At 72.5% G+C, this 23,565-nt stretch carries 23 protein-coding genes; 8 read left to right on the forward strand and 15 right to left on the reverse strand.

Annotated features, from left to right (window positions below):
- Positions 1-15 precede the first annotated feature (15 nt).
- From AB5J51_RS07260 to AB5J51_RS07300, 9 genes are all read right to left on the reverse strand, one after another.
- Positions 16-1,356 carry a diacylglycerol kinase family protein gene (locus AB5J51_RS07260; RefSeq protein ID WP_369777196.1) on the reverse strand — a complete coding sequence of 447 codons (1,341 nt, stop codon included), beginning with the start codon at positions 1,354-1,356 and terminating at the stop codon, positions 16-18.
- Between the two features lie 407 nt (positions 1,357-1,763).
- Entirely contained in the window at positions 1,764-2,219 is a 456-nt protein-coding gene (locus AB5J51_RS07265; RefSeq protein WP_369776816.1) for a transglycosylase SLT domain-containing protein, read from the reverse strand.
- 365 nt (positions 2,220-2,584) lie between these two features.
- Positions 2,585-3,295 carry an HAD family phosphatase gene (locus tag AB5J51_RS07270; protein WP_206310789.1) on the reverse strand — a complete coding sequence of 237 codons (711 nt, stop codon included), beginning with the start codon at positions 3,293-3,295 and terminating at the stop codon, positions 2,585-2,587.
- 75 nt (positions 3,296-3,370) lie between these two features.
- Positions 3,371-4,351 carry an AfsA-related hotdog domain-containing protein gene (locus tag AB5J51_RS07275; protein ID WP_136226392.1) on the reverse strand — a complete coding sequence of 327 codons (981 nt, stop codon included), beginning with the start codon at positions 4,349-4,351 and terminating at the stop codon, positions 3,371-3,373.
- Positions 4,352-4,378: 27 nt separating this feature from the next.
- On the reverse strand, positions 4,379-5,578 hold the full coding sequence (locus AB5J51_RS07280) for an MFS transporter (RefSeq protein WP_369777197.1): 1,200 nt from the start codon (positions 5,576-5,578) through the stop codon (positions 4,379-4,381).
- Positions 5,579-5,634: 56 nt separating this feature from the next.
- Entirely contained in the window at positions 5,635-6,702 is a 1,068-nt protein-coding gene (locus AB5J51_RS07285; protein ID WP_053790119.1) for an aldo/keto reductase, read from the reverse strand.
- Between the two features lie 59 nt (positions 6,703-6,761).
- Positions 6,762-7,904 (reverse strand): beta-ketoacyl synthase N-terminal-like domain-containing protein, encoded by a 1,143-nt coding sequence (locus AB5J51_RS07290; protein ID WP_369777198.1) that lies wholly within the window; start codon positions 7,902-7,904, stop codon positions 6,762-6,764.
- Complete coding sequence (locus AB5J51_RS07295) at positions 7,901-9,136, reverse strand: beta-ketoacyl synthase (protein ID WP_369777199.1); 1,236 nt, start codon at positions 9,134-9,136, stop codon at positions 7,901-7,903. The genes AB5J51_RS07290 and AB5J51_RS07295 overlap by 4 nt, the downstream gene beginning before the upstream one ends.
- A complete protein-coding gene (locus tag AB5J51_RS07300) occupies positions 9,129-9,401 on the reverse strand; it encodes an acyl carrier protein (RefSeq protein ID WP_053790122.1) in 273 nt (90 codons plus the stop codon). The genes AB5J51_RS07295 and AB5J51_RS07300 overlap by 8 nt, the downstream gene beginning before the upstream one ends.
- Positions 9,402-9,677: 276 nt before the next feature.
- On the opposite strand from AB5J51_RS07300, the gene AB5J51_RS07305 reads away from it, so the two are divergent.
- Together AB5J51_RS07305 and fabG are read left to right on the forward strand one after the other, a co-directional pair.
- On the forward strand, positions 9,678-10,733 hold the full coding sequence (locus AB5J51_RS07305; protein ID WP_136226396.1) for a ketoacyl-ACP synthase III family protein: 1,056 nt from the start codon (positions 9,678-9,680) through the stop codon (positions 10,731-10,733).
- 58 nt (positions 10,734-10,791) lie between these two features.
- Positions 10,792-11,496, forward strand: coding sequence for a 3-oxoacyl-ACP reductase FabG (gene fabG / locus AB5J51_RS07310; protein ID WP_053790124.1), 705 nt, complete (start codon positions 10,792-10,794; stop codon positions 11,494-11,496).
- Positions 11,497-11,646: 150 nt separating this feature from the next.
- On the opposite strand, the gene AB5J51_RS07315 is transcribed toward fabG, so the two are convergent.
- Both AB5J51_RS07315 and AB5J51_RS07320 read right to left on the reverse strand, forming a co-directional pair.
- Positions 11,647-12,375 (reverse strand): response regulator, encoded by a 729-nt coding sequence (locus tag AB5J51_RS07315; RefSeq protein ID WP_369777200.1) that lies wholly within the window; start codon positions 12,373-12,375, stop codon positions 11,647-11,649.
- Positions 12,354-13,535, reverse strand: a complete 1,182-nt coding sequence (locus AB5J51_RS07320) for a sensor histidine kinase (protein ID WP_369777201.1) — start codon at positions 13,533-13,535, stop codon at positions 12,354-12,356. The genes AB5J51_RS07315 and AB5J51_RS07320 overlap by 22 nt, the downstream gene beginning before the upstream one ends.
- A 178-nt stretch (positions 13,536-13,713) precedes the next feature.
- Between AB5J51_RS07320 and AB5J51_RS07325 the strand changes: the two genes are divergently transcribed.
- From AB5J51_RS07325 to AB5J51_RS07335, 3 genes are read left to right on the forward strand one after another with little or no spacing between them, the layout of a single operon-like run.
- Entirely contained in the window at positions 13,714-14,193 is a 480-nt protein-coding gene (locus AB5J51_RS07325; protein ID WP_053790126.1) for a helix-turn-helix domain-containing protein, read from the forward strand.
- 7 nt (positions 14,194-14,200) lie between these two features.
- Positions 14,201-14,746 (forward strand): toxin, encoded by a 546-nt coding sequence (locus AB5J51_RS07330; RefSeq protein WP_053790127.1) that lies wholly within the window; start codon positions 14,201-14,203, stop codon positions 14,744-14,746.
- Positions 14,743-15,948 carry an MAB_1171c family putative transporter gene (locus AB5J51_RS07335; RefSeq protein WP_136226399.1) on the forward strand — a complete coding sequence of 402 codons (1,206 nt, stop codon included), beginning with the start codon at positions 14,743-14,745 and terminating at the stop codon, positions 15,946-15,948. The genes AB5J51_RS07330 and AB5J51_RS07335 overlap by 4 nt, the downstream gene beginning before the upstream one ends.
- 6 nt (positions 15,949-15,954) lie before the next feature.
- Here AB5J51_RS07335 and AB5J51_RS07340 read toward each other — a convergent pair whose 3' ends face one another.
- Genes AB5J51_RS07340 through AB5J51_RS07350 form a run of 3 tightly spaced genes read right to left on the reverse strand, consistent with a single transcriptional unit; the run spans position 15,955 to position 19,446 of the window.
- The gene (locus tag AB5J51_RS07340; protein WP_053790129.1) at positions 15,955-16,797 is read right to left on the reverse strand and encodes an SMP-30/gluconolactonase/LRE family protein; all 843 of its coding nucleotides are present in this window, start codon (positions 16,795-16,797) and stop codon (positions 15,955-15,957) included.
- A complete protein-coding gene (locus AB5J51_RS07345; protein WP_369777202.1) occupies positions 16,794-17,900 on the reverse strand; it encodes a DUF1611 domain-containing protein in 1,107 nt (368 codons plus the stop codon). Before AB5J51_RS07345 ends, AB5J51_RS07340 begins: the two co-directional genes overlap by 4 nt.
- Before the next feature lie 13 nt (positions 17,901-17,913).
- The gene (locus AB5J51_RS07350) at positions 17,914-19,446 is read right to left on the reverse strand and encodes an FAD-dependent oxidoreductase (protein WP_369777203.1); all 1,533 of its coding nucleotides are present in this window, start codon (positions 19,444-19,446) and stop codon (positions 17,914-17,916) included.
- A 101-nt stretch (positions 19,447-19,547) separates the two neighbouring features.
- Between AB5J51_RS07350 and AB5J51_RS07355 the strand changes: the two genes are divergently transcribed.
- Positions 19,548-20,348, forward strand: coding sequence for a BTAD domain-containing putative transcriptional regulator (locus AB5J51_RS07355; RefSeq protein WP_369777204.1), 801 nt, complete (start codon positions 19,548-19,550; stop codon positions 20,346-20,348).
- A 150-nt stretch (positions 20,349-20,498) separates the two neighbouring features.
- The gene (locus AB5J51_RS07360) at positions 20,499-21,209 is read left to right on the forward strand and encodes a 4'-phosphopantetheinyl transferase superfamily protein (RefSeq protein ID WP_369777205.1); all 711 of its coding nucleotides are present in this window, start codon (positions 20,499-20,501) and stop codon (positions 21,207-21,209) included.
- Between the two features lie 11 nt (positions 21,210-21,220).
- Here the strand turns inward: AB5J51_RS07360 and AB5J51_RS07365 are convergent, their stop codons facing one another.
- On the reverse strand, positions 21,221-21,904 hold the full coding sequence (locus AB5J51_RS07365) for a MerR family transcriptional regulator (RefSeq protein ID WP_369777206.1): 684 nt from the start codon (positions 21,902-21,904) through the stop codon (positions 21,221-21,223).
- A 132-nt stretch (positions 21,905-22,036) separates the two neighbouring features.
- Here AB5J51_RS07365 and AB5J51_RS07370 point away from each other — a divergent pair, with 132 nt between their 5' ends.
- Positions 22,037-23,383, forward strand: coding sequence for a YhgE/Pip domain-containing protein (locus AB5J51_RS07370; protein WP_369777207.1), 1,347 nt, complete (start codon positions 22,037-22,039; stop codon positions 23,381-23,383).
- The last annotated feature ends 182 nt before the right edge of the window (positions 23,384-23,565 follow it).

The following is a 23,565-nucleotide window of genomic DNA, read 5'->3' on the forward strand; positions in this document are numbered from 1 at the left end:
GGCGCGGTGCGCCGCTCAGGCGGGGTCGCGTCCCGCGGCGGTCCGCCCCATGGTCAGCGCCAGCCGCCGCACCCGGCGCCAGTCCATCGGCGGCGCGGCGCGCGGCACGCCGGGACGGTGCCGGGGCACCCGCACGCGCAGGGCGCCGGACGCGATGCGGCAGCGCACGGGAGTGGACAGCACCAGGGCCTCCCCGTCGACGCCGACGGGGATGGCGGGAGCGTCGGAGTCGACGACGACCTCACGGGTGGTGACGGCGGTCAGCCCGCGGTCCTGCCTGCCGTGCAGCAGCAGCCCGGCCGCTTCGGCGGCGCTCGCGACGTCCACGCCGAGCACCCCCAGCTCGCCGGAGTCCAGTCGCTCCCGGCGCCCGACCCCCGCCGGATCCCCTCTCCGATAGGGGTTGTTGCTCACCAGCACGGCCTGGGGGCCGTCCAGGGCCAGGGCATCCGCACGGACGCTCAGCCGCGCGCCAGTGGCGTGGGTCAGCAGGGCCGGCAGCATCTCGAGCATGGTGCGGGCCTTGTCGTCACGGTAGGCCGGACTCTGCACGACCTCCGCGTACACGCCGAACGAGGCGCTGTTGACGAAGACGCGGCCCGGGTTCCCGGCCGCCGGTTCTCCCTCGTGGAGGTACCCGAGGTCGACGCGCAGTTCGACGCCGTCGGTCAGTGCCTCCAGACACCGGGAGGGATCCTGCCGGTCGAGGCCCAGGTCCATCGCGAAGTGGTTGCGCGTGCCCGCGCTGATCACCATGAACGGAATGTCGTACTCCACGGCCACGGCGGCGACCAGGGCCTGCGTACCGTCGCCGCCTGCGACACCCAGCAGGTCGGCCCCGCCCTCGACGGCCTGCCGCGCCAGCTCGGCCACGTCCTGCCGGTGGTCCGGATCGAGTACGACGACCTCGGCACCGAGGTCCCTGGCCCGCTCCGCCAGGCGGAACTTCCCGACCTTTCCGCCACCCGAGCGCGGATTCATGATCACGAACGGCCGCTCGGCCCGGACGACGGAGCGCTCCGGCATGCCCGGCGCGGAGTCCCCGGCAAGGGCGGCGCTGCCCGCTGCCACGGCCAGCGCCCACAGGGCGAGGGAGGCCAGGACGACCCACAGCAGCCCGGCGGCCGAGTACAGCAGCAGGACGGCGACCGGCGCGAGGACCACCAGCAGCCCGGCGAGCACCCTGATCCAGCCGGTGTGGGTGAGCATCCACCACACGCCAGCCGCCGTGAGGACCAGTCCCGCCCACCCCAGCGCCATCAGCACGAGGCTCGCGAGGCCGCCGAACACCACCAGCACCGCGAGCGCCGCCAGGCCCGTCACCAGGGCCAGGCGCGCGGTCCACCGCCTGCTCATGGGACAACCTCCCGCCGCTTCACCGGTCACCGGCTGCCGGTCAGCAGTCGGGCACCCCCTTCAGGCTACGAGCGCCACCCCCGCACGGCCTGCCCATCGCACTGCGCGAGCGGGCATCGTCCGCACCGGATCCCGCCAGCTGGTCGTCACCGACCTCGAACCGCTGCGGCTGCTCGCCGGCGGCGGGCCGCCCGCACCGCGGCCGCGTGTGTAAACGGCTACATGCTTCATGAAGCGGCCGTGCACCGGCTGGTGAGCGCGGACATCAAGGGGTCGGGGCAGCTCGACCAGCACGCCAAACTCCGGTCGCGGCCGGCGCCGTGCGCGGCGGACGGGCGCGTACGCGAAGACGCCCGGCCGGGAGGTCCCGGCCGGGCGTCTTCGCGTGTCTGCTGCCTGCTGGTGGCTCAGTACCAGTGGTGGGTCTGCCAGAAGTTCCAGGCACCGACGGGGCTGCCGTAGCGGGAGTTCATGTAGTCCAGGCCCCACTTGATCTGGGTGGCCGGGTTGGTCTTCCAGTCGGCACCCGCGGAGGCCATCTTCGAGGCCGGCAGGGCCTGGACCAGGCCGTAGGCGCCCGAGGAGGCGTTGGTGGCGGTGTGGTCCCAGCCGCTCTCACGGGAAACGATGTTGTTGAACGCCGCGAACTGCGCCGGGTCCTTGATCATCTGCTGGGCGATCGCCTTGGCGCTCGTCGGGGCCGCCTGGGCGGGAACCGTGGCGAGCATCGAGCCGGCGACGCCCAGGGCGACGATGGAGCCGGCGAGGGTCTTCTTGGAAGCGGCGATGCGGCGGATGACAGCGTGGGACACGGATGAACCTTCCGAAGGCGACAGGGACGGTCGCGGGCATGCCGAAGACATGCGTGAGCCACTCACACGGAGGAGAGGGATTCACCGGCAGCGGGTGAAGCACCCGTGCCGCCCGGCGACACATCCAGTTCTACGCACGTCCCGACCCCCTGGCAACGACCCCTCCTACTAGCCGCCCTCGCAGCGAGGGTCTACCACTCCCGAACCTTCCGGGACGGAACCCTGCAGATCGGACGGCACGAGGTGGGCGGCAGCGGGCCCTCAGGCAGCTACTACCCGCGTTCGTGTGTGACGTGGGCCCTATGGGGCGGCTCACCCCCAGAGCACCCCGATCTCACCGAACGTCATCGCTCGTACACCTTCGAGAAGCCCGACCGGATGTCTGATTTAGGTAGAAATCAAAGGGAATGCCCGACCTAAGGCTGCCTTCCGTGCGGCCCGCCGGCCGGGACGCCCGCCAGGTGGTGCCAACCGCGCAGGCCGGCCTCCGCCAGCAGGTCCGGGTGGTCGCCGACGACGACCGGGTGGCCGACGAGGCGGAGAAGCCCCAGGTCGGAGACGTGGTCGCCGTAGGCGTGACACTCCTCAGGGCCGATGCCGCGCTCGGACAGGAGCTCGCGGGCGGCCCGGGCCTTGGCGTCACCGATCATGGTCGCCAGTACTTCCCCGGTGTACACCCCGTCCCGGATCTCCGGGCGGGTGCACAGCACGATGTCGGCTCCGACGTGGGCGGCCACCGGGTCCAGAGCGGCGGGGAAGGAACCGGAGACGAGGACGGTGGCCAGCCCCCGCTCCCGGTGCGCCGTGAGCGCTGCAAGGACGTCCTGGTGGAAGAAGCCGCCCTGTCGCAGGTGCTGCGCGAACCACGCGCGGCCGACCGCCTGCGTCTGCTCGGCCGCGTAGCCGGCGAACCGCCGGTAGAAGAGCCGGTTGCCCTGTTCCCGGGGCAAGCCGGGGCGCAGCAGGTCGCGGGCGTCCCGGCGGAGCCTTTCCTGCTCCTGCGGGGTGTGCCCGACGGCTTCCAGAAAGAAGTCGTAGAAGTCGAACATGGTCTTGACGGTGGTGAGCGTCTCGTCGACGTCGAAGAATGCGACGGCGTGCGTGGTGCTCGGCAGTGCCGTGGTCACGGAGAACTCCGGAGGCGAGAAGGGAGAGGGGAAAGGGAAGAGGGGACGGGAGGGGAAAGCCCGCATACGGAGGGCTCAGCCCAGCGCCACGCGTACCTCGGCCACCGTCTCGTCCTGCTGGACGGCGCTCATGCGGAAGGCGCCCGGGCCGCCGTCTTCCTCGCGCACGGCGGTCAGACGCACCTCGTCGTCCAGTTCCGCGAACTTCAGGAAGCGGCCGTGCAGCCGCAGCACGCGTGCGGTGTCGGCCTCCGCGGCGGCGGTGTCCTCCGGGCCGAGCAGCAGGGCGCACTGGCGCGCCGCCTCGCTGAAGACCATGGCCGGGACGTGGTCGTAGGGGTGGTCGTACATGCTGCGGTTGCGGTACGTACGGGGGCTGAGCCGGGCGGCGAGGGCGGCCGGGTCCACGTGCACCGCGTCGAGGACGGCGTTCGCCGGGTCGAGCCGGCGTACCCTTGCCGGGTCGACCGGTGCTCCATCGGGCTCGGCCGGCAGGGTGAACGCCGTCGGGACGGTGGTCCCGCGCTGCATGCGGCGCAGTGCGTGGTACTGGTCGGTGGGGGTGCAGTTGATGTCCATGGTGAGCCGGCCCAGGGCGCGGCCGTCGAGCGTGAGGTCCATGGCGAAGGCCAGTCGGCGCAGCCGTCCGCCGCGGCGGGCGCGCTGGGTGACCTCTGCGTCCATGCGCAGTTCCCCGGGCCGTTCGCCGCATCGGAGCGCCTCCGGCTCGGTGATGTCGAGCGTCCAGGACGTGACCATGAACGTGGTGTCGCGCGGCACCGCCTCGTAGAGGTGTGAGGCGTAGGTGACTGCCTGGCGGCAGCTCTCCAGGACGAGCAGCGGGTCGTGGAAGCTCCGTCCCGGTACGTGGTCGCGGAAGTACTGGTGAGAGAGAGGCAGTTGAGCGGCGGCCCTGAAGAGGCCCTCGCCGGTGGCGACCGAATCGGTGAGGAACACCTCGGACAGGGCCCAGCGGTGGACGAGCGAGCGGGACACGGTCCGGTCGTAGGCGGGGGTGGTGGGGCTGCGGGGCGCGTCGAGGACGGATGCTTCCACGGTGGCTTCCTTTCGTGTCAAGGGTGTTCAGAGGGCGGCGGCGCTGCCGCCGGGTGCGGTGACCGTGGCCCTGGCGGCGCGGTCCTCCTTGCGCTCCGCCGCCACGCCAAGGCCGGCGAGGAGGAGTCCTGCGAGGGTGACGAGGGCCCCGGCCCAGTTGAGGGCGGGGTAGCCGAGGCCGCCGGCGATGATCCTGCCGCCGAGGAGTGGGCCGGCGGCGTTGGCGAGGTTGAAGGCCGCGATGTTCGACGCCGAGGCGAGCGTGGGGGCGCCGTCGGCCTTGGCCATGATCCGCATCTGGAGCGGGGCGATGGTGGCGAAGGTGGCCGCGCCGAAGAGGAAGACGGTCACGCAGGTGGCCGCCTTGTCGTGCACCGTGAAGGTGAACGCACCGAGGACGAGGGTGAGCAGGGCCAGCGCACCGCACAGGGCGCTCTTGGGGGCGCGGTCCGCGATCCGGCCGCTGACCAGGTTGCCGACGAACATGCCGACGCCGAAGAGCACCATGATCAGGGTGACGGCGTCGTCGGTGAAACCGGTGACGCGGGTGACCATTTCGGCGATGTAGGTGTACGAGGTCATGACACCACCGAAGCCGAGCACGGTGGTGAGCAGGACGAGCAGCACCTGCGGGCGGCGCAGCACCCTCAGTTCGGAGCGCAGCCCGGTTCCCTCAGGCGCCGGGGTCCGGGGCACGAGCGAGGCGATGCCCGCCAGGCCCACGGTGGCGAAGAGGGCGACCATCCAGAACGCCCAGCGCCAGCCGAAGTGCTGGCCGATGAAGGTGCCGGCCGGGACGCCGAGGATCGTGGAGAGGGTGAGACCCGCGGCGACCATCGACACGGCGCGGCCCTTGCGGTCTTCGGGAACGAGATCGGAGGCGACCACCATCGCGACACCGAAGAACGCGCCGTGGGCGAGGGCGGACAGCACCCGCCCCGCCATGAGCAGCCCGTAGCCGGGGGCGAGGGCGGAGAGCACCGTTCCGGCGAGGAAGAGCAGCATGAGCCGGATCAGCAGGCTCCTGCGTTCGGTGCGGGCGCAGAGAACGGTGAGGCCGGGGGCGCCGATGACGACGCCGAGCGCGTACCCGGACACCAGAAGTCCCGCGGTGGGGATGGAGACGGAGAGGTCGGTTCCGATGTCGGGGAGGATCCCCGCGATGATGAACTCGGCGACTCCGATGGCGAAACCGCTGAGGGACAGGGCGATGACGGCAATGGGCACGGCTGTGCTCCTGGGTTGGGCTTCTGCAGAACTGTGGGGGTGGGCGCGGGCCGCGGTCAGGGCTGGATGTCTCCCGGCAGGTTCCGGTCGCCGGCGATCGCGCGCATGTGCCAGTACGGGTAGGGCGCGGGCCGGTCGCTGACCGCGTCCAGGTGCTGCCGCTCCTCGGTGGTGAGCTCCCACTCGACCGTGCCGAGGTTGTCCTGGAGCTGGCCGGGGCGGCTGGCGCCGAAGACCACGGACGTCACGGCGGGCTTGCTCAGCACCCAGTTGAGGGCGACCTGGGCGATCGAGACGCCGCGCTCGCGGGCGATGCCGTCGAGCACCTCCACCACGTCGTACGCCTGCTCGCGATCGGTGAGGGGGGCGATGGAGGCGGGGCCCTCGTGTGCCAGACGGAAGTCCGCGGAGACCTCCTGCCCGCGCCGGTACTTGCCGCTGAAGAACCCGCCCGCCAGCGGGCTCCAGACGGTGATGCCCACGCCCTGGTCGGCGGCGGCGGGCACGATCTCGTGTTCCAGCTCACGGGCGCCCAGGTTGTAGTAGCCCTGGTAGGCGGCGAAGCGGGCGAGATTGCGGTGGTCGGAGATGTCGAGTGCCTTCATCAGCTGCCAGCCGGGGAAGTTCGAGCAGCCGATGTAGCGCAGTTTTCCGGCGCGCACCAGGTCGTCGAGGGCCCCGAGGGTCTCCTCGAGGGACGTCCGCGGGTCGGTGCCGTGGAGGTAGAGGACGTCGATGTAGTCGGTGCCGAGGCGGCGGAGGCTGGCCTCGACCGCGCGCACCAGGTGGTGCCGGGAGGAACCGGCCGCGTTGATGTCGTCGGGGTCGGTGCGGAAGCGGGCCTTCGTGGCGATGACGGCCTTGTCCCGGCGGTCCTTGAGCGCCAGGCCGAGCAGTTCCTCGCACTCGCCGTCCCGGTAGACGTCGGCGGTGTCGAAGAAGTTGACGCCTGCGTCGTGGCAGGCGTGGACGAGGCGGACGGCGTCGTCGCCCGCGTTGACGCCGAACTGGGACCAGTTCGCACCGGGCAGCCCGCCGAACGCACCGGGGGTGCCGAGGGTGGCCGCCCCGAAGGACAGCTCGGAGACCTGGAGGCCGGTTCGGCCGAGATAGCGGTAACGCATGGGGAGGGGATGTCCTTACGTGGTGGTGGATCGGTGGGCGGGTGTCTGGGCGGGGCGTCTCAGACCGCGGCGTGCGGGTGCAGCAGGACGGCGCAGCCGACCGAGCCGTCCGGTCCGACGGAGGTGACCAGGCCGGCCCGCTCACCGCGGGTGTCGAGGTGGGGGTCGTGCCAGCGGGCGACGACGGCGGCGACCTGGAGGGCGGCGCCCGCACCGTGGGTCTCGCCGAGCACCTCCTGTACGCGCAACACGTGCCGGTCGCACGGGCCGTCGAGCGCTGCGCGCAGGGCGCGTTCCTCCACGGCCGCCCAGCCTCGCCGGCCGGCCGCACCGGGTGCGAGCACGGCGATGTCGGCGGCGCCGACGCCGCTGCGGGCGAGCGCGCTGCGTACGCAGGTGGTGAGACGGCGGGCGACGGCGAGGGGGCCGCCTGCGGCGAACCCGGTCTCGACGGCCATGACGAGGGCGAGGGGGTTCTCGCCGGGGGCGCCGTCCGGGACGGTCCGCAGGCCGAACACCGCTGCGCCTTCGCCGAGTGCGGTGCCGGGTGCGAGCGTTCCGGCCCGGTGCCAGGCCCAGGCGCTCTGGGGCGACAGCTCCTCCACGCCTCCGGTCAGCAGCCGGCGTGCATGGCCGGCCACCAGGGTGTTGCGGGCGAAACGCAGTGCGTGCAGTGAGGCCAGCGGGCCGCCGGAGACGGTGGCGTTCGCGTCGGTGAGCCCGTGGCGGATGGCCGTGCGGCCTGCCACCGCGTTCATCAGGGTGCCCGGGAAGGCCGACGGGTTCACCATGTACGGGCGTTCCCGGACGAAGGTGTCCCGGGTGAAGCGGCCGACACCGCCGCTGCTGCCGACGGCGCTGCCGAGGACCACGCCGGTCCCGGAGCGGTCGGAGTCCGGTCCGAGCGCCAGGGTGCACGCGGCCATGCCCAGTTGTTCGGCGCGCGTGAGCCGGTTCAGTCCCTTGCTGCCGAGGAGGTCGGCGGCCTCGAAGTCGGCCGGGCGCAGGGCGAGGGGCGGGTAGGCCTCTGCCTCGTGGGCGGCCGGCGGCTGTCCGCCGCCCGCCGCGCCCCGCCGCAGGGCGTCGGCGAGAGCGTGCAGTCCGGGGCCGGCTGCGCTGACCACGCCGGCGGTGTCCAGTGCCAAGGGGACCACCGTCCGCGAGGTGGCGGCCGGACGCCGTTGATCGTCCACGATGCTCATACGGTGAACTCTCCGAAGATCGTTACGGCGTTGTTCCCGCCGAAGGCGAAGCCGTGGTTCTGTACGATGCGCGGCCGGGCGTCCCGGCCCCGCCCCTGAACGCAGTCGAGTCCCGGTCCCAGCGCCGGGTCCACCTGGCGGAGCGTGGCGCTCGGCGGGAGGAAGCCCTCGGACAGGGCGGCGCAGCACACCAGGGCTCCGAAGCCGGCTGCCGCTCCCATCGTGTGCCCGAGCATGGACTTGATCGAGCTGATCGGCGGAGGGCCGTCGGTGAACACCTCGCGCACGGCGGCCGTCTCCGTGGAGTCGTTCGCCTTGGTACCCGTACCGTGTGCGCAGATGTAGTCCACGTCGCCGGGTTTGATGCCTGCGTGGCGGTGGGCGCGCCGGATGCACTCGGCGATCGAAGCGGCGTCCGGGTTGGTCATGTGGCTCGCGTCGCAGGTCATGCCGTACCCGAGGACCTCGGCGTAGATCCGGGCCCCGCGGGCCAGCGCCGTGTCGAGGGGTTCCAGGAGCAGTGCCGCGCTGCCCTCCGCGGTGACGATGCCGTCGCGGTGTTCGTCGAAGGGGCGGGGGACGTCGGCGGCGAGGGCCCCGAGGCGGTGGAAGCCGGCGTGGGTGGCCCGGTTGGAGGCATCGGCGCCGCCGCACAGTGCCGCGTCCGCCTCTCCCGTGCGGACCAGGTCGTAGCCGTAGCCGATGGCGTAGTTGCCGGCGGCGCAGGCGGTGCCGAGCGTGATGGACTCGCCGCTCAGGTCGAGTTCGGCGCTGACCGCGGCGGCGATCCGGCCGGCGTCGGCCTGACCGGCGAGCACCGGGTCGAGCGCAGCGAGGCCGTCGTCGACCCATTGCCGGGTCAGTTCTTCCAGCACCTGCGACTCGCCGTTGGTCGTCCCGAAGCAGCTCGCCGTGTTTGCCGCGGACAGTGCGGCCGGATTCAATCCTGCGTCCGCGACCGCCATCCGTGCTGCTGCGGCGGCGAAGCGTCCACTGCGCCCCCACTGCGTGGGATCGGTTCCCCGCAGGTGCATCTCCGCGTGGAAGCCGCGTACTTCACCGGCCAGGACGCGATCGAAGCCCGTGGCGTCGAACTGTCCGATCGGGCCGATGCCGCTGCGCCCGGCCCGGATCGCCGCGGTGAGTGCGCGGGCGCCGAGCCCGAGGCTGCTCACTGCGCCGAGTCCGGTGACGACGACCCGGCGCCCGGTGGCGGAGGCCTCGTCAGACACCCAGCGCCTCCGGGGTGCTGTGCTTCTCGACCAAGAGGTAGGCGCTCGGCAGTTCGTCGAGCTCGGTGAGGTCCTCCTGCGGGATCCGGATGCCGAGGTCGCGCTCGAAGCGCGAGAAGATCTCGATGATCAGCAGCGAGTCCGCGTCGAAGTCGTCGGCGAAGCTGCTCTCGTCGGTCAGGGCGTCCACGTCCACTTCGAGGACGTCCGCCACGATGGCCCGCACCTGTGCGCGCCGCTCCTCGGATATTGCGGTGTCACTCATCTGATGGCCCTTCGATTCGCTGGTTGTGGGGCCGGAGCCGGGATGTCTGCGTATCCCCGGTGCGGCTTGAACCAGCCAATCCCAGGGCCGGAGGCAGCGGCAAGCACTCCGAAAGTGACATGGGCGGTGCCTCCGCCGGGTCCGTGCCGTCTGCCCATGGAGGTGTTCCGCAGCGGATGCGGAGGTTTCCGGCCGGTTTTTGCCCGCACTTTCATCGGGGCGCCCGAGCATTCCGGCGATGAAGACGACCCGATGTGCGGACAGGTGGTGCGGGGGATGAGACCGACCGAGCCGGTGGGGATAGTGACGGCCGGGCTGTGGCTGCCCGAGGGGCGGTCCCGCGCCTCGGACGCGGTCGCCGCGGGGCGGTTGCGCGAGCGCGACGCGGCGGCCCTCGGCCATGAGAGCGTTCCGGACGCGCGGGCCGTCGCCCCGCCCGACGCCGCGGTCCTCGCGGCCCGCGGGGTGTTGGAGGCGGCGGGCCTGGAAGCGGACGAGCTGGATGTGCTGGCGCACGCGTGGATGTACTACCAGGGGCACGACCTGTGGTCGCCCGCCCACTACGTCGCCCGCCGCCTCGACGCCCTGCGGGCCCTGCCGGTGGGCATCCAGCAGGTGTGCAACGGCGGCGCCGCCGCCATGGGGCTGGTGATGGCGTGGCTGGCCTCGTCGGACCCCGCCCCCGCGGCGCGGCCACGGCTGGGCTTGGTGACGACGGGAGACCGCTTCGCCGAGCCCGGCTTCGACCGCTGGGCGGGCGACTTCGGGGTGGCGTACGGCGACGCGGGTACGGCCGTGCTGCTCCGCCGGCCTGCGGCGGACGGCGACGTGCTGCTGCTGCGGTCGGTCGCGACGATCGCGGACCCCCTGCTGGAGGAGATGCACCGCGGTACGGACCCCTTCTCGCCGGTCGCCCGCGGACATCGCGACCAGGTCGACATGCGCGCCACCAAACGGGCCTACCTGCGCACTTACGGAACGCTGCCGTTCACCTCCTCCAACCGCCGGGCCATCCGCACGGTCGTCTCGCAGGCGCTGGCCGACGGCGGCATGGACGGACGCGACCCGCGTCTGACCCATGTCGTGCTGCCCCGGTTCGGTGCCAAGACGCTGGCCGAGTCGTGGATCCCGGTCCTGGCGGAGCTGGTGGGCGGGGCACAACTGCTCGACCTCGGCCGGGAGACCGGACATCTGGGTGCGGGCGACGCGGTCGCGGGACTCGCCGACCTGGTGGCCCGGGGCCTGCCCGAGCCCGGGTCCAGCGCCCTCGTCTTCAGCGCGGGGGCCGGCTTCACCTGGTCGTGCCTGCTGGTGGAGTCCCCGGCGCGATGACCTTCGCGCCGTTCACGAGACCGGGCGGGCGCCCGGTGTCCCAGAAGGAGAAAAACACATGTCACGTTCCGTCTTCGTCACTGGCGGCAACAGGGGGATCGGTCTGGCCGTGGCGCGGGCCCTGGCCGCCGACGGCGACCGGGTGGCGGTCGGCCACCGGACCGGGACGCCACCGGACGGCCTTCTCGGGGTGCGCTGCGACGTGACCGACGAGGCCTCGGTCAGGGCCGCCTTCGCCGCCGTCGCGCAGCAACAGGGTCCCGTGGAGGTGCTGGTGGCCAATGCGGGCATCACCCGGGACACCCTGCTGCTGCGCATGGACGACGCCACGTTCGACGAGGTGCTGGAGACGAACCTGAAGGGCGTGTTCCGTACGGTGCGGGCCGCGGCGAGCGGCATGCTCGCCGCCCGCCGGGGCCGGATCGTGCTGGTGTCGTCCGCGCTGGGGTTCCTGGGCTCCCCGGGGCAGACCAACTACGCCGCGGCGAAGACCGCACTGCTGGGCTTCGCCCGCTCGGTGGCCTGGGAACTGGGCTCCCGTGGCATCACCGTGAACCTGGTCGCGCCGGGGATCATCGACACGGACATGACGAGCGGGCTGACCGAGCGGCGGATGAAGGAGGTCATGGGGATGACTCCGCTCGGCCGGCCCGGTACGGCCGAAGAGGTCGCCGCGGCGGTCCGCTTCCTCGCCTCGGAGCAGGCCGGGTACGTGACCGGCGCGGTCCTGCCCGTGGGCGGCGGCATCGGCATGGGCATCTGAGCCGTCCGCGGCGCTCGCGTGTGCCTTTCCGCGGCCGTGCCGGGCGCGCGGCCGCGGAGGCGGCGCGCGCCGCCCGGTGTCCGGTGCGCGTCCGGCGCCCGGGGCGGGCTGCCGGCGACCGGCGACCGGCAACCGGCAACCGGCCCGGATCTACCGCAGGGCGGCTTCCGGCAGGCCGTGCGCGCCCCGCAGTACGACGTCCGGCAGGCGGCGGGTGTCCCGTACCCCGCCGCGGGGAGCGGTCACGGGAGGAGCGATCAGGCCGCGCTCCACCGCCTTGTTGGCCGCCTCCACGCGGGACCCCGCGTCCAGCTTGTCGAAGATGTTGCGCATGTGGCGCTTCACGGTCCCCTCGGCGATGTCGAGCCGGCGCGCGATGCGGTAGTTGCTCAGTCCGCTGGCGGCGAGCTCCATGACCTGCGTCTCACGGACCGACAGCGGCGCGTTGTCCACGGGTGCGGGAGCGGCCAGACTCCGGGCGGAGAGCGAGATGGTGACCCGGCTGCCGCCGGCGCACACGTCGCGCACCGTGCCGGCCAGCGACTGGTGGCTCACGGTCTTGTGCAGGAAACCGCGGATGCCGAGCGGCAGCAGCGCCTGGACCAGCCCCGGGTCGTCGTGCATGGTCAGCACCATCACGTGGGTCTCGGGCGCGGCCCGGCGCAGGTGCCGGACGGTGGTGGCCGGGTCCTGGTTGCCCGGCATTTCGATGTCCAGGAGGAGTACGTGGGGCCGGAGTTCGGCGGCCAGCCGCACGGTCTCGGCGGCGTTGCCGGCCACGGCCACCACGTCGAAGTCGTCCTCTGCGTCGAGGAGTTCCGCCAGCGCGTCACGCAGCAGGGTGTGATCGTCGGCTATCAGGATGCGAATGAGTTCCATGTCTCCCCCGGGTGCGGCCCGTGGCCGCTGGTCAGCGGCACCCACAGCAGCAGCCGGGTGCCCTTTCGCGGAGCGCTGAGCAGCAGGCTGCGCCCGCCCATCTGTGCCACCCGCTCGCGCATGGCCGTCAGCCCGCCCCGGTGTTCGCGGTGCACGTCGTACCGGAAGCCGCGCCCGTCGTCGGTGGCCTGGACCTCGACGCGGTGGCGTGAGATCCGTACACCGATCGTGACGGCCTGCGGATCGGCGTGGGCGAAGGAGTTGCGCAGGAACTCCCCGACGACGAGGACGATCTCCCGGCGGTGGGCGGGCGGCACCCGCGTCGCGTCGCCCTCCACCGTCAGCCGCAGGGGAAGGCCGGCCAGGTTGAGCCGGTCCGCGTGCCGGCGCAGCGATTCCTCGAGGCCGTCCTGCGCGGTGCTGTGGGTGTCGCGCAGTCCGGTCACCAGGCCGCGGGTGAGGGCGGTGGCCTCCTGCAGTGCGTCGTGGATCGCCGCGAGGTGCCGCTCCGTTCCCGGATCGTCCGCGCCTGCGGTCCGGGCCTTGAGCCGGTGGAGCTCCAGGTGACGGAAGGCCAGGGCGAGGCTGCCGCCCAGGTGGTCGTGGACGTCGCGGGCCAGACGGCCGCAGCAGTCGTCGCCGGGGGCCGGCCGGTGTGCCCGCAGCCGGGTCTCGTAGCCGTGCGCCGCGGCCCGGGTGTGGCGGGCGGACACCCGGCGCACGATGTCCTGCGCGTGTGCGGCGCCGGGCTCCCGGCCCGCTGTGGCCACGGCGGCGACGAGGGCTTCCGTGAGCCGGTCCAGGGCGGACAGGCAGTCGGCGAGCCCGATCTCCGCCGCGGCCCACCGGGCGCCGAGCTCGTGGAAGGACGCCTCCGCCGGCCGTACACGGTCCAGATGTCCGCACGTACGGGGCCGGGCGGTCGCGTCGAGGGCGCCGGCGCACTCCGCGAGGAGCAGCGCGGCCCGGGCCCGGGTGTCCCGCCACAGTTCGGGGAGCTCCACGAGCGGATGGCCCTCGGCCTTCAGGGCTTCTGCGTAGCGGGCCAGGACGTCGGCGGCCGCACTGCGCAGCCGTGGACCGGGCCCGTCCGGCGCGGGATCCGCGCAGTCCGGCGCACGGTGCGCATGGCCGTGGTCCCGCACAGAGATGTTTCCCACCCAAGCCTCCCCGAATCGGGCCCCCGTACCGACCGGCCGACTGCTGACGGCTGCCGGCATGCACCCGCTTGTTCATCTCAGCTAACGATCCGACCGTAGGTGCGGGCCTGCGGGCTGTCAACTACGATGGGGCGCCATCACCCTGCTGGTTCACGCTGGCGGACGAGAAGGAGTGTTGATGCCCCCCTTGGCCGACAAGGTCGACAAACTCTTCAGGACCATCCGCACCAACGGCCGGGAGTACACGTACGAGGAGGTCGCGCGCGGCTGCAGCGAACTGAGCGGCGGCACGTTCTCCAAGACGTACGTCTGGCAGCTGCGCACCGGACAGCGCGACAACCCCACCAAGCGGCATCTGGAGGCGCTGGCGGCGTTCTTCCGCGTGCCTGCCGCGTACTTCTTCGACGACGACACCGCCGAGCGGGTCGACGCACAGCTCGCCATCGCCTCGGCCATGGGCAACGCCGAGGTCCGTGACATCGCGCTGCGGGCCATGAGCATGGACGACTCCGGCCGCAAGCACCTGGCCCGCATCATCCGCGAGGTCAGTCTGCTGCACTCCGCGGCTTCCTCCCGCGGACAGGCGGGCCGCGGCGACGCGACCACGGAAGACCCGGAGGGCAGAGACACCGGCGGCACGGCGGGTGCCGGGGAATAGACCGCCCATGCGATTCCTGCAGCGACACCGGCGCCGCTCCGACCTCCAGGCACTGCGCCGCGAGAGCCGGCAGCGCCTGGCCTCCTTCGGACTGCCCGGGTCCTACGACCTCATGACCCTGTGCGACCACCTCAGCGGCTCCCGGGGCCGGCCCATCCACCTCCTGCCCATGCCCCTGGACGCGTCCGGTCCGTGCGGGCTGTGGCTGGCCTTCTCGGACGCCGACTACGTCGTCTACGAGCAGCACACCAGCCGGCACCACCAGGAGCACATCATCGCCCACGAGCTGGCGCACATGCTGTGCGGCCACCGCAGCGGCGCCGCCGACTCGCCGGCCGTCGCCACGCTCTTCCCGGACCTCGACCCCTCGCTGGTACAGGACCTGCTGTGCCGGGACAACTACTCCGACACCCAGGAGCGGGAGGCGGAGGTGATGGCTTTCCTCCTCGGTGAAGGCCTGCGCTCGCAGCCCGGAACCGCCGCCGCCGAGGCGGACGGGGTGCTCGGCCGCATCCAGGGCTCCCTCGACTGGCGCCGCCGGGACCGGACGTGAACAGTCTCCGCTACCCGCTGGGCGCGCTGGTCTGCTGGCTGGCGTTCGCCCGTACCCTCCCGCCGGTCCTGCGGCGCGGACGGGAACCGGCGCTCGTCGCCCTGTGCGCGTCGTTCGGCTGCCAGGGCATGTACCTCGCCATGTCCACCCCCGCCCACCTGACCGGAAAGCTCTTCGGCACGGTCACCTGGTACAACGTGTCCGTCCAGATGTGGATCATCGCGGCGATCGCCTGCCAGCAGGTGCTGCTCATCCACTGGCTGCACCCGAGGGAAGAGGCGCGCGTCCGCGCGCGCCGCCGGCTGGCCCTGCTGGCCTGCGTGCCGTTGGCGATGGCCGTCCTGTTCGAGCTCGCCCTGCTGCACGGGCACCCCCGGAACAATTTCGTACACCCGCGGGAACAGCCGTACTTCGTGGCCTACCAGGTCGTCTACCTCACGGCCTTCGCCCTCGGGAAGGCCGTGGTGGCGAAGGCGTGCTGGTTCTACGCCCGGCTGACCGAGGACGTCTGGGTACGGCGCGGACTGCGGACCGCGGCGGTCGGTGCGTGCCTCGACCTCGTCTACTCCCTGGGGCGGTTCGCCGACGTGTTCCTCGTGCACCGCGGATGGGACCCGTCCGCCTGGGCGAACGTCACCCGGACCTGCCTGACGGTGGGGCTGACCCTGAACACCATCGGATGGACGGCGCCGTTGTGGGGCCCGCGGGTGCAGGCGGTACAGGCCTGGTGGGCCGACTACCGCCGCTTCCGCCGGCTGCGCCCGCTCTGGTACGCCCTGTACCGGGCCCATCCCGAGACGTCCCTGCAGCCCGCTCCCCGCAGCGACCTGTTCGCCCTCTGGGACCTGCGATTCCGCCTGCACCGGCGGGTGATCGAGATCAGGGACGGCTGCCTGGCCCTGGGCGGGCAGGTCTCCCCCGCACTGGCTCCCGCTCCGGGGCCCGACGGGAGCGAGGAGGAGCGGGCGCGGTGGGAGGCGGCGCGCATCGCGGCCGCCCTCGCGGCGCGGCCCGGGCACGACGGGAGCGAGGACCGGGCGGACGACGCCGTACCCGTGCCGGTGATGAGCCCGGACGACCTGGACTTCTCCGCCGATGTGCGGTGGCTGGTCCAGGTCTCCCAGGCCTTCGCCCTCTCGCCCGGCGCGGCCGCCGCAGCCGGCGCGCGGACGGAGCCCGGCCGTACGACGGCCGCCCCGTGAGCGTCCTCAGCCGGCGAACGCCGTGGGCGGAAGCCCCTGGCCGGCACCGGGCACGACGAAGACGCTGCCTGCGAGCGGTTCGTCGTGTTCGGGCGCACGCCGCGCCGTGGTGACGTAGAGGTCGGTCAGGTCCGTCCCGCCGAAGCCGCACGCCGTGGTGAGCGCGGCGGGGAAACGGATCTCCCGGTCGAGCGTGCCCCGGGGCGTGTAGCGGCGGACCGCGCCGCCGCGGAAGAGGGCCACCCACACGCCGCCGTCGGTGTCGACGCACAGCCCGTCGGGCACGCCTGCCGTGCCGGTCAGTTCGGCGAACGGACGCGCGCTGGAGGCCTCCCCCGTGGACAGGTCGTAGTCGAGCACGTCGATGCGGCACGTGGGGGTGTCGACGAAGTACATCCGCCGGCCGTCCGGGCTCCAGGCGATGCCGTTGCTCAGGCGGGTGCCCGAGAGGGCCCGGTGCGTCACGCCCTGGAGGGAGACCCGGCCCAGCCAGCCCGGAGCGGACGGCCCCGCCATGGTGCCGACCCAGAGGCGGCCGCGCGCATCGACGCCGGCGTCGTTGCCCCGTACCCCTTCGGCCGACCAGTCGGCGAGCGGGCGCAGCGAACCGTCAGGCTCGCACGCCGCCACCCCGTCGCGCATGCTGAGTACCAGGCCGCCGCCGGCCCGGGGTTTGGCGGCGGCGACGGGCTGTTCGAAGCGGAGGACCGTGTCGGCGCCGTCCGAGGGGCGCAACCGGTGCACCTCGCTGCGGTTCATGTCGACCCACAGCAGCGTTCCGTCGGCCGTGTCCCAGGTCGGGCACTCGGCGAAGGCGGCCACCGCGCGCAGCACCACCTCCACGCTCACCGCACCGCCCCCGCCCTGTCGGCGCCCTGGGGACCGGACCACACGGCCTCGGCCGCGTCCAGCAGGACCGCCGCACCGTCACCGTCGAGGACGTCGGCGACGGGGAGTCCCAGATGGCGGAGCCGGCGCACGCTGTCCCGGCCGCGGGTGGCGATGGCCACGACGGGGGCGCGGCCGAGGGCTTCCACCGTGCGGATCTCCGTCTCCAGGTCGGCCAGGGGCAGATGGTCCCAGTGGTAGCGCGACGCGCGCTCGGCGTCGTGCGCGAACACGACCGCGTCGGGCTGTGAACCCTGGAGGATCGCGCTCGCCAGACCGCCGAACGCCGGGTGCATGACGGACGCCTGGCCCTTGATGATCAGCAGATCGTGGCGGGCGTCCGCCTGCTGGACCAGATGCTCGACGAGACCGGCCGCCTGGAAGACCGGTGTCCGGTCGATGATCGCGCCTTCGGTGCATCCGGCGAGCAGGCAGGTCTGACCGGTTCCCACATAGCCGGAGTCGATCTTGCGGGAAAGGGCTTCCCGGTGTATCTGGAGAGCGGTGGTGCGCTTTCCGACGACACAGTCGCTGCCCGCGACGTGAATCAGTTTGGCGCGTCTCCGGGCGACCCGTCCGGAATACTTGGGCAGCACGTCGTGCGGACGCCTCACGTCGACAATGCGCTGCCCTTCCGAGAGCATCCCGGCAAGTTCCGTTTCGAGCAGCTGCACATGGAGACAGGAAATGACGTGGAGGCCACCGCGAACAGCGGTGCGTATCTCGTCCCACCAGAGGTCCGGCAGGTCGCCGGGATCTCTCGGCGTGTGCAGGAACTTGCCGTCCAGCGACTCACCGAAATCGGACTCGGTCAGCGCCACCACCAGCGCCTCGGGGCCGTATTTCATGGCCTCGGCGACCGACCCGACGACCGGGATGTCGGTACCCGGCAGTACGGATGCCGAGGTCGGGTGGGGGTGGGAGCGGTCGACGACCGCCACGGGGCGGAGCACCGTACTGTGCCGGATCACCCCCTGGACGGTCTTCCCCTCGGGATGGGCGAATACTCCGTCGGCGAACAGAACGGCAGGGAGCGGTAATTGCGAAAACTCTGAAAGAAGCACCGTGTCATCCTAACTACCGCACCGCGGCGGTTTGCCCGGTCAAATGCCGGACTTCGGAGTGGAGTTCGTCACGGAACGGATCGACCAGCGCAGCGACCGTCCCGTCGGGCCGTACGAGAACGGCACACGGGCGACTCAGCCGCAACAACGAGTGGCCGATATTGTTCGTATCGGAAATCACCGTGACGCGAAGGCTTTCGTGCGCCTTCCGAAAGATGTCGGCCACGCCCTGGACGTCCCTGCGGTGCCTGCCCGTTCCGGGGAACAGCAGCAGCAGCGGCGCCGGGGCGCCCAGCTCGTCCCGCAGCCAGCGCCCACGCTCCGCGTCGAGCGGTACGTCCGGCAGCCGCATCCCGGTCCGCAGATGGCCGGCCTGCTGCCGCGGCCCCGGGTGGGCGAACGACAACTGCGCCTGGCGCGGTACCACGACCCGGTTCAGGACACCGCTGCGTCCCGCGGCCCCCAGCGCCGCGTCCCGGGCCCGCGCACGCCAGCCGCTCATCATCCACATCCGCGTCTGCAGGTCGGTGTCGCCGACCACGGCCCGCGCGACCCTGAGCCGCTCCTCCTCCCACTGCGCCAGCGCCTCATCGCCCCACCGGCCCTCGCGCACCCCTGCGAGGCGCCAGGCCAGTGAAGCCGCGTCCTCGATACCGGTGTTCAGGCCCTGACCGCCCGCCGGGCTGTGGATGTGCGCGGCGTCACCCGCCAGCAGCACCCGGCCGGCCCGCAGCCGGTCGGCCACCTTGCGGTGCACCCGGAAGACCCCGGCGCGCTGCTCACCGAGGAGCTCGATCGGCACCGGGCACCGCTCGGAGGCGGCGCGCTGCACGGCATCCCGGGCGTCGTCCACCGCAAGGTCGGGCGCTGCGCTCACGAACGTGCGGTACATGCCGTTCGGCAGCCCCACCACCACCAGCACGCCGGCGGCCGACATGAAGTAGTGGACCTCGTCGTGGGCCAGCGAGGTACGGACCGGACCGTCCGTGAGCAGGAACTGCTGCGGGTACGAACTGCCCCGGAAGGGCACTCCCAGCACCTCGCGCACCCTGCTGTGCGCGCCGTCGCAGCCGACGAGCCAGCCGACGCGTTCCGTCACCCGGCCCTGCGCCGTCTCCAGCTCGGCGTTCACCCCGGCGCCGTCCTGGGTGAAGGAGGTCAGGGACGTCCCGAACTCGATCGTCCCGCCCAGCCCTCGGAAGGTGTCCCGCAGGACCGCCTCCGTCTCCTGCTGCGGAATCGACAGGGCGTACGGGTAGCGCGTGCGGCGCATTCCGCCGAACGCCAGACGGGCGACCCGCTCCCCCTGCGAGTGGTAGTTCTGTGCGCGCAACACCACGCCGCGCCGGTGCAGTTCGTCCGCGGCACCGAAGCGGGCCAGGGCCTCGATGCCCCGTGGCCACAGAGCGATCGCCTTGGAGTGGGGGTTGGGGCGCTCGGAGCGGTCGACGACGCGCACCGGCACACCGCGCCTGAGGAGTTCGATCCCCGTCACGAGCCCCACCGGGCCCGCTCCGACGATGAGCACCTGCGACGATTCGGTCATGATTCCACCTTCTGTACGGATGTCTCTTTAGGCGCAGCCATGCGCTTCTTGCGGGACAGAGCCGCCGGACACGACCCGCGTGCGTGCTTGTATTCCAGCCGGTGAACGGCGATGCGCACGGTGTCGCCGGCGGACTGACGGAGGTGCGGGCAGCAGTGGCCGGCCAGATCTGTTTCTCGGTGCTCGGAGCTCTCGGCGTCTCCACGGGCACCACCCCTCACACCCTGCGCGGCCCGATGGTGAACAAGGTGATGGCCCTGCTCCTGCTGCGAGCGGGCCAGGTGGTGGAGGTCGACACGTTCGTCGACGAGCTGTGGGAGGAGCGGCCCCCGCGCTGGGCGCTCAGCACCCTGCGCACGCACGTCTACCATCTGCGCCGCCAGCTCGACGAGGTCCTGGAGTTCCCCGCCCAACGGCTGTTGCGCACCGGCCGGTCCGGCTATCTCCTGGACATCGACCCCGAGCAGCTGGACGCCACACGGTTCACCCGGCTCCTGCGGGAAAGCGAACGGCTGCTCGCCCGGGACCGGCCGGACGAGGCCGCCGCAGCCTGCCGTGAGGGGCTGGCGCTGTGGCAGGGCCGCGCCCTGGCGACGGTGCGGCCGGGGCGGGTCCTCACCGGTCACGTCCAGTACCTGGAAGAGCTGCGCGTACGGGCCCACCAGGTGCGCGTCGAGGCGGAGATGCGGCGCGGCCGCCACATCCACCTCGTACCCGAACTGCGGGACCTGGTCGCCGCGCACCCCTTCAACGAGTGGTTCCACCACTCGCTGATCGAGTCCCTGCGGGAGTCGGGTCGACGCGGTGAGGCGCGCAGCGCCTTCCAGGCGCTCACGGCCATGCTCCGGGACGAGCTCGGGCTCGAACCCGCCGACGGTCCGTCGTGGAGCGTGCCTGCGTGATGGGATCGTGCACCCTCTGGACATGGACCTCCTCCTCGCTCTGCCTGGAGTCCTGATGGTGGGGCGCCGCCATGAAAGCCCGATAAAAGCGAGGGGAGGGACTGCCGGATGGACGGAATTTGTCACTTTGGAGGCACGGGCGGCCCCTCCTTGAGGAACACGCGGCCCCCGGTCCTGGCGGTGCGCCCCGCGCGGGACGTGATCGCCGTCCTGCGCCTGTCGGGCGCGGAAGGGTACGGGCATGCGTACGGGGACAGGGACGGGGGCGGCATGCACCCGGCGGAGCGGGCCCTGATGCGGGGTGGCTCACCGGCCCGCTGCCGCGACTTCGCCGCGGGGCGCGCCGCGGCGGCCGACGCCCTGCGGCTGCTGGGCCGGTCGGGGCCGGTGCTGCGCGAGGCCCGGCGCCCCCGCTTCCCGGCGGGGGTGCGGGGTTCCATCAGCCACTGCCGCGGCGCGGTCGCCACCTGCCTGGCCACCACCCGGACGGACGTGTTCGCCGTGGGCGTGGACATCGAACGCGTCGGCCGGCTGTCACCGGAGACCGCCGGGCTCGTCTGCACACCACCGGAGCGCGCCCTGGTGGCCGCCGGCGACGCGGGCGGACGGCTCCTCACGGTGATGTTCTCGGCGAAGGAGGCCTTCTACAAGGCGGCCACCGCCCTGGCCCTCTCCCGCGAGCCCGTCTTCCACGACCTGGAGGTCGTCCCGGAACCCGGGCCCGGCAACGGCAGCGGGCTGTGTCTGACGCCCGCTCCGGGACTCCTCCCCGACGGATGCACCGTCCGGGGCCAGGTCCGGTCCGTGGGCCCGTACGTCTGGACGACGGTCCTGCTCCAGGCCGGCGACGGCCCCTCGTGAGCCGGTGAACGCTACCGTGGCGCCACGTCCCCACCGCCGCCGTCGCCGGCACCGCCCGCGACCCGGCGCCGGACCTGGTCCTCCTGGGCGAGACGCCGCAGCAGCTCGAAGACCGGGGCGCAGATCGCGAAGACGATGACCGCCCGCTCGGCCAGGGCCACCGGGTCGTCGAGGCCGGCTGCGCGCTCCAGGTCCAGGCGGGCCACCGACTCGGCCAGTCGCGCGTAGGCGGCGAGTTCGCCCGGGGCGTACTGGGCGTCCAGCCGGCGCAGCTCCTCCAGCGCCGCCGTCAGCCCCTTCACGTGCGGTGAGGTGACGGGCGCCTGCCAGTCCAGGGTCGCGAGCAGCTCCGCCACCTCGGCACCGGCGGCCGCGTCGGCCCCGGCCTCCTCGTCGTGGCCCGCGGCGCGCTGGGCCGCCACCGGCACCGGGAGCGCGTAGCTGACCGCTCCGAGGGCGCTCTCGGAACTGTGGGCCTGGTCGACCGCCCCGAGCACCTCACGGGTGGCGGCGATGGAGAGGCCGCCGAGCGTGGTCAGCGCCTTGATCAGCCGCAGCCGCTGCACGTGCTCCTCCCCGTACTCGGCCAGGGTCGCGGCCGTCGCCCGCCCTGCGGGCAGCAGTCCCTGCCGAAGGAAGTACTTGATGCTGGCGACCGGCACGCCGGTCCGCCGGCTGAGCTCCGAGATCTTCATGCGGCTTCCCTGCTGGTCATGCGGTCCGGTATCCGTCATCGGCGATTGGACACCACAGCAAGATACTGCCACTATCCAGTAGCTGGATACCATAAGTATCCAGCTTAGGAACGCAGCCGCACCGGAGAATCGATGCCTCAGCCCACACCCCCCTCCGTGCTCCGCCGACCCCAGCTGTGGATCGGAACGGGACTCATCGCCGCGGTGGTCTCGATGCTGTTCGCCCTGCTCTACGTCGGCGGCAACGTCAACCCCAGGGGCAACCTGCGCGACCTGCCCGTGGCCCTCGTCAACACCGACAGCGGCGCGGACGTCAACGGCCGCCGCGTCAACCTGGGCGAGCAGATCGTCTCCGGCATCCAGAAGGCCGCCAAGGGCGACAAGAGCATCGACTGGCAGGTCGTCAGCCGTGAGGAGGCCGACAGGCGCCTGGGCCGGGGCAAGGTCTTCGGCGCCCTCGTCATACCGAGCGACTACTCCGCCACGGTGGCCGGGCTCACCGCCCCGCAGCCCGCGTCCCCGGGCAAGGCCGCCCCGCCGACCCTGACCGTGCTGACCAACCAGGCAGCGGGCAGCATCGGCTCCTCCATGTCCTCCCAGGCCGCCCAGAAGGCCGCCCACGCCGCCTCCGCCCAGCTCGGGCAGGAACTCCTCAAGCAGGCCGGAGCCCAGAAGACCCCGCTCCCGACGGCTGCCCAGCTCAAGCTGGCCGACCCGGTGACCGTGAACGTCGCCGACGGCCACCCCGTCGGCTCCCGCAGCGCCATGGGCCTGAGCGCCTTCTACTACGCACTGGTCCTGGTCGTCTGCGGCATGCTCGGCGCCAACGTGGTCAACTCCCAGGTCGACACCGCGCTCGGCTACCTGCACACCGACTTCGGCCCCTTCCGCAAGCGCGAACCCGTTCAGCACACCAGCCGCGTGCGCACCCTGGCCATCGGCATGGCACTCATGCTCGGCCTGTCACTGGTGATGGGCACCCTGGTCGAGGTCGCCACGGTCGGCATCCTCGACATGGACGCCTCCCACCTCGGCCTGCTGTGGCTGTACTCGGTCGCCACCATCGCGGTGGTCGGCATCGGAAGCCTGGCCCTGTTCGCCGCCTTCGGCACGCCCGGCATGCTGCTGGCCACCATCGTCTTCGTCGCGATGGCGGTACCCTCCTCCGGCGCCACCGTGCCCGTCCAGGCGCTGCCCGGGTTCTTCCGCGCGCTCGCCGAGTTCGAGCCGCTGCGCCAGATCACCGAGGGTCTGCGCTCCCTCCTCTACTACGGAGCCCAGGCCGACGCGGGCCTGGCCCGGGCCTGGGCCTCGATGGGCGTCGCCCTCGTCGCCGCGCTGGTCTTCGGCTTCGCCGTCACGCGCCTCTACGACCGCAGGGGGCTGCACCGCATCCCCCTTCCCGGCGCCGAAACCGGGGCCGCGCTCCCCGGCGAGGCCCCTGAGCCTCCGGAGACCACTGCGCCGGCCACGGCCTGACACGGAAGGAGACGGCCGCGGCCGGCCGGACCCCTACAGGAGGCGGGCTCCGGCCGCACGCAAGGCGGCGGCCTTTAGCGGAAGTTGCGCAACCCGGGCTGCCTCCTGGTCAGCCGGTCTATCGTCCACCACTGCGGCAGGGCCCCGTCCCTGCCCGGTGCGGGCGGCGATGCCGCCGTTGA

This window comes from Streptomyces sp. R33 (assembly GCF_041200175.1).
Lineage (GTDB): Bacteria > Actinomycetota > Actinomycetes > Streptomycetales > Streptomycetaceae > Streptomyces > Streptomyces katrae_B.

Bases quoted from the DNA above. Each gene is read 5' to 3' on its own strand.
- AB5J51_RS07260 (WP_369777196.1), bottom strand. From the start codon at position 1,356: ATGAGCAGGCGGTGGACCGCGCGCCTGGCCCTGGTGACGGGCCTGGCG.
- AB5J51_RS07265 (WP_369776816.1), bottom strand. From the start codon at position 2,219: ATGTCTTCGGCATGCCCGCGACCGTCCCTGTCGCCTTCGGAAGGTTCA.
- AB5J51_RS07285 (WP_053790119.1), bottom strand. From the start codon at position 6,702: ATGCGTTACCGCTATCTCGGCCGAACCGGCCTCCAGGTCTCCGAGCTG.
- AB5J51_RS07290 (WP_369777198.1), bottom strand. From the start codon at position 7,904: ATGAGCATCGTGGACGATCAACGGCGTCCGGCCGCCACCTCGCGGACG.
- AB5J51_RS07300 (WP_053790122.1), bottom strand. From the start codon at position 9,401: ATGAGTGACACCGCAATATCCGAGGAGCGGCGCGCACAGGTGCGGGCC.
- AB5J51_RS07305 (WP_136226396.1), top strand. From the start codon at position 9,678: ATGAGACCGACCGAGCCGGTGGGGATAGTGACGGCCGGGCTGTGGCTG.
- fabG (WP_053790124.1), top strand. From the start codon at position 10,792: ATGTCACGTTCCGTCTTCGTCACTGGCGGCAACAGGGGGATCGGTCTG.
- AB5J51_RS07315 (WP_369777200.1), bottom strand. From the start codon at position 12,375: ATGGAACTCATTCGCATCCTGATAGCCGACGATCACACCCTGCTGCGT.
- AB5J51_RS07325 (WP_053790126.1), top strand. From the start codon at position 13,714: ATGCCCCCCTTGGCCGACAAGGTCGACAAACTCTTCAGGACCATCCGC.
- AB5J51_RS07330 (WP_053790127.1), top strand. From the start codon at position 14,201: ATGCGATTCCTGCAGCGACACCGGCGCCGCTCCGACCTCCAGGCACTG.
- AB5J51_RS07350 (WP_369777203.1), bottom strand. From the start codon at position 19,446: ATGACCGAATCGTCGCAGGTGCTCATCGTCGGAGCGGGCCCGGTGGGG.
- AB5J51_RS07365 (WP_369777206.1), bottom strand. From the start codon at position 21,904: ATGAAGATCTCGGAGCTCAGCCGGCGGACCGGCGTGCCGGTCGCCAGC.
- AB5J51_RS07370 (WP_369777207.1), top strand. From the start codon at position 22,037: ATGCCTCAGCCCACACCCCCCTCCGTGCTCCGCCGACCCCAGCTGTGG.